Genomic DNA, 4,311 nt, shown 5'->3' with positions numbered 1-4,311 from the left:
GCCCGGGTCCCTGCGGTGAGCGGCGGGGYSGSMSGGACCCGGGGGTTGGGATCGGAGGCCCGTTACGGTGCAGCGGCAGCGTTACGTGCGGAGCATTCGGGCGATCGCCTTGGTGGCCTCTTCCACCTTCGCGTCGATCTCCGTGCCGCCCTTGACCGCCGCGTCGGCCACGCAGTGGCGCAGGTGTTCCTCCAGGAGCTGGAGGGCGAAGGACTGGAGGGCCTTCGTGCCGGCCGAGACCTGCGTGAGTATGTCGATGCAGTAGACGTCCTCCTCGACCATCCGCTGGAGGCCCCTGATCTGGCCCTCGATGCGGCGCAGGCGCTTGAGGTGCTCGTCCTTCTGCTTGTGGTACCCGTGCACCCCGTGCGCGTGATCCGCGGGCTCGGAGGGCTCGGAGGGCGCTTCGGGCTCCGACGGGGGCGGTACGGCCGCGTCGGCCGCCTCGGTGGTCGTCATCGCGTCCTCCTCTGGGACTTGCTGTGCTTGGGTGCGTACTTTGCATTTGGTGCCGATTCGCATACCCCCGGTGGGTATATTCTAGCCCATTTCCCGGGGGGCGTGCTGATCACTGTGCCTGATGGGCGACACTGGAGGGCGGCCGGTTAGCCGTGGCCGGATGATGCGCCTAGCATCAGCCTGACCGCATCCAGAGCACCCCGAGGACCCCACGTGCGCTTTCGTCTGACCCCCAGGGAGACGAGCTTCTACGACATGTTCGCCGCATCCGCGGACAACATCGTCACGGGCTCGAAGCTCCTGATGGAACTGCTCGGCGCGGATTCGTCCGCACGAGCCGAGATCGCAGAGCGTATGCGGGCCGCGGAACACGCGGGAGACGACGCGACGCATGCGATCTTCCACCAGCTGAACTCCTCGTTCATCACGCCGTTCGACCGCGAGGACATCTACAACCTCGCGTCGTCCCTGGACGACATCATGGACTTCATGGAGGAGGCCGTCGACCTGGTCGTGCTGTACCAGGTCGAGGAGCTTCCCAAGGGCGTCGAGCAGCAGATCGAGGTCCTCTCCCGGGCCGCGGAGCTCACCGCCGAGGCCATGCCGAACCTGCGGACCATGGAGAACCTCACCGAGTACTGGATCGAGGTCAACCGTCTGGAGAACCAGGCCGACCAGATCCACCGCAAGCTCCTCGCCCAGCTCTTCAACGGCAAGTACGACGCCATCGAGGTGCTGAAGCTCAAGCAGATCGTGGATGTGCTGGAAGAGGCCGCCGACGCCTTCGAGCACGTGGCGAACACTGTGGAGACCATCGCGGTCAAGGAGTCCTGAGCCTCGCCATGGACACCTTTGCACTGGTCGTGACCATTGGCGTCGCGCTCGGATTTACCTATACGAACGGTTTCCACGACTCCGCGAACGCCATCGCCACGTCCGTCTCCACGCGGGCCCTGACGCCCCGCGCGGCGCTCGCGATGGCCGCCGTGATGAACCTCGCGGGCGCCTTCATGGGCAGCGGGGTCGCCAAGACCGTGAGTGAGGGGATCATCGAGACCCCGCACGGCGACAAGGGGATGTGGATCCTCTTCGCCGCGCTCATCGGCGCCATCGTGTGGAACCTCATCACCTGGTACTTCGGCCTGCCCTCCTCCTCGTCGCACGCGCTCTTCGGCGGCATGGTCGGCGCGGCGCTCGCCGGTGGCATCGGGGTCATCTGGTCCGGGGTGGTCGACAAGATCGTCATCCCGATGTTCCTCTCCCCGTTCGTCGGCCTCGTCGTCGGTTACCTGGTCATGTGCGCGATCATGTGGATGTTCCGCAGGTCCAACCCGCACAAGGCGAAGCGCGGGTTCCGCATCGCGCAGACGGTGTCCGCGGCGGGCATGGCGCTCGGCCACGGTCTCCAGGACGCGCAGAAGACGATGGGCATCGTGGTGATGGCGCTCGTCATCTCCGATGTGCAGAGCGCCGACGCGCCCATCCCGATCTGGGTCAAGATCGCCTGTGCGCTCATGCTGTCGGCGGGTACGTACGCGGGCGGCTGGCGCATCATGCGGACCCTCGGCCGCAAGATCATCGAGCTGGACCCGCCGCAGGGCTTCGCCGCCGAGACGACCGGCGCGGGCATCATGTTCACCACCGCGTTCATGTTCCACGCGCCGATCTCCACCACGCATGTCATCACGTCCGCGATCATGGGTGTGGGCGCGACGAAGCGGGTCAACGCCGTGCGGTGGGGCGTCGCCAAGAACATTATTCTGGGCTGGTTCATCACCATGCCCGCGGCCGCGATCGTCGCCGCGCTCAGCTTCTACATCGTGAACTTCGCGTTCCTGTAGCCGCCGGGCAGCATCAGCGGTACGTGGAAGGGCCCGCCCCCGGGAGCCAGGGGCGGGCCCTTCTTGTTGTCCCTGCGGTGGCACCGCCATGCAGCACCGCGGGGAGTCGGGGGGCGGGGAGCCGTTTAGCCGAAGCGGCCGGAGATGTAGTCTTCCGTCGCCTGCACCGAGGGGTTGGAGAAGATCCGCTCGGTCTCGTCGATCTCGACGAGCTTGCCGGGCTGGCCGACCGCGGCCAGGTTGAAGAAGGCCGTGCGGTCGGAGACGCGGGCGGCCTGCTGCATGTTGTGCGTCACGATGACGATCGTGAAGCGCTCCTTCAGCTCGCCGATCAGGTCCTCGATCGCGAGGGTCGAGATGGGGTCCAGGGCCGAGCACGGCTCGTCCATGAGGAGGACCTGCGGCTCGACCGCGATGGCCCGCGCGATGCACAGGCGCTGCTGCTGGCCGCCGGAGAGGCCGGAGCCCGGCTTGTTCAGGCGGTCCTTGACCTCGTTCCAGAGGTTCGCGCCCTTGAGGGACTTCTCGACGATGTCGTTCAGCTCGGACTTCTTGTACGAGCCGTTGAGCTTGAGGCCCGCGGCGACGTTGTCGAAGATCGACATCGTGGGGAACGGGTTCGGGCGCTGGAAGACCATGCCGATCGTGCGGCGCACGGCCACCGGATCCACGCCGTTGCCGTAGAGGTCCTCGTCGTCCAGGAGGACCTTGCCCTCGACACGGCCGCCGGGGGTGACCTCGTGCATCCGGTTCAGGGTGCGCAGGAAGGTGGACTTGCCGCAGCCGGACGGGCCGATGAAGGCCGTCACCGAGCGCGGTTCCACGGTCATCGAGATGTCGTCGATCGCCTTGTGGGAGCCGTAGTAGGCGGTCAGGCCCGATACGTCGATTCGCTTGGCCATGGGGATCACTGCTTCTTTCGGAAAGCTCTGGAGAGGTGCGTCGGGGTCGCTGAGTGGCCGCGGTCAGCGGCCCGTCTTGGGGGCCTTCCAGCGGGCTACGCCGCGGGCCGCCAGGTTGAGGATCATGATGAAGCCGATCAGGGCGAGCGCCGCCGCCCAGGCGCGGTCGTAGCTGGCGTCGGTGCCCGCCGCGTACTGCTGGTACACGTACAGCGGCAGCGAGGCCTGCGAACCGTCGAAGGGGTTCGTGTTGATGAGGGGGTTCACCCAGACCAGCAGCAGGACCGGCGCGGTCTCACCGGCGATGCGGGCCACCGAGAGCATGACGCCCGTGGTGATGCCGCCGATCGCGGTGGGCAGGACGACCTTGAGAATCGTGCGCCACTTCGGCACGCCGAGGGCGAGCGAGGCCTCGCGCAGCTCGTTCGGGACGAGCTTGAGCATCTCCTCGGTGGAGCGCACGATCACTGGCATCATCAGGATGGCGAGCGCCATGGCACCGGCCCAGCCGGAGTAGCCGAAGCCGAGGATGAGGATCCAGAAGCTGAGGACGAACAGACCCGCGACGATCGAGGGGATGCCGGTCATGACGTCCACGAAGAACGTGATGACCTTGGAGAGCTTCCCGCGCCCGTACTCGACGAGATAGACGGCGGTGAGCAGGCCGATCGGCACGGCGATCGCGGAGGCCAGGAGCACCTGCTCCAGGGTGCCGATGATCGCGTGGTAGATGCCGCCGCCGGTCTCGTCGTCGGACAGGACACCCATCGAGGTGGTCAGGAAGTAGACGTCGAAGACCTTGATGCCGCGCTGGACCGTCTCGTAGATCAGCGACGCCAGCGGGACGACGGCCAGCAGGAACATGACCCAGACCAGCGAGGTGGCGAGGCGGTCCCTGGCCTGGCGGGTGCCCTCGACGGCCACGGCGAGGGCGTAGGAGCCCGTGATGAACAGGAGCGCGGCGATCAGGCCCCACTGGATGCGGCTGTCCAGGCCCGCTCCGGCGCCGATGCCGATGCCGACGGCGGCCGAGCCGACGGCGACGGCCAGCGGCGACCAGCGCGGCAGGCTCGCGGCCTTCAGCGTCGGGGGACGCTTGACGAGCGGGT

Annotated in this window: 5 protein-coding genes; 2 read left to right on the top strand and 3 right to left on the bottom strand. The window is 67.3% G+C overall.

Annotated elements, in window-relative coordinates; genetic code table 11:
* Positions 1 to 81 precede the first annotated feature (81 nt).
* Positions 82 to 459: a metal-sensitive transcriptional regulator gene (locus tag AB8Z36_RS29895; protein ID WP_369216510.1), complete on the bottom strand. Its 378-nt coding sequence runs from the start codon at positions 457 to 459 to the stop codon at positions 82 to 84.
* Positions 460 to 672: 213 nt separating this feature from the next.
* Between AB8Z36_RS29895 and AB8Z36_RS29890 the strand changes: the two genes are divergently transcribed.
* On the top strand, positions 673 to 1,293 hold the full coding sequence (locus AB8Z36_RS29890) for a DUF47 domain-containing protein (protein ID WP_030784908.1): 621 nt from the start codon (positions 673 to 675) through the stop codon (positions 1,291 to 1,293).
* An 8-nt stretch (positions 1,294 to 1,301) separates the two neighbouring features.
* The gene (locus AB8Z36_RS29885) at positions 1,302 to 2,300 is read left to right on the top strand and encodes an inorganic phosphate transporter (RefSeq protein WP_369216509.1); all 999 of its coding nucleotides are present in this window, start codon (positions 1,302 to 1,304) and stop codon (positions 2,298 to 2,300) included.
* 125 nt (positions 2,301 to 2,425) lie between these two features.
* Here AB8Z36_RS29885 and pstB read toward each other — a convergent pair whose 3' ends face one another.
* Both pstB and pstA read right to left on the bottom strand, forming a co-directional pair.
* Entirely contained in the window at positions 2,426 to 3,202 is a 777-nt protein-coding gene (gene pstB / locus AB8Z36_RS29880) for a phosphate ABC transporter ATP-binding protein PstB (protein ID WP_369216508.1), read from the bottom strand.
* 63 nt (positions 3,203 to 3,265) lie between these two features.
* A complete protein-coding gene (pstA, locus tag AB8Z36_RS29875) occupies positions 3,266 to 4,285 on the bottom strand; it encodes a phosphate ABC transporter permease PstA (RefSeq protein ID WP_369216511.1) in 1,020 nt (339 codons plus the stop codon).
* Positions 4,286 to 4,311 lie beyond the last annotated feature (26 nt).

The organism is Streptomyces flavofungini (assembly GCF_041028215.1).
GTDB classification, from domain to species: domain Bacteria; phylum Actinomycetota; class Actinomycetes; order Streptomycetales; family Streptomycetaceae; genus Streptomyces; species Streptomyces flavofungini_B.
The sequence above is the reverse complement of the archived record's forward strand: the minus strand, read 5'-3'. Positions and strand labels throughout refer to the sequence as shown.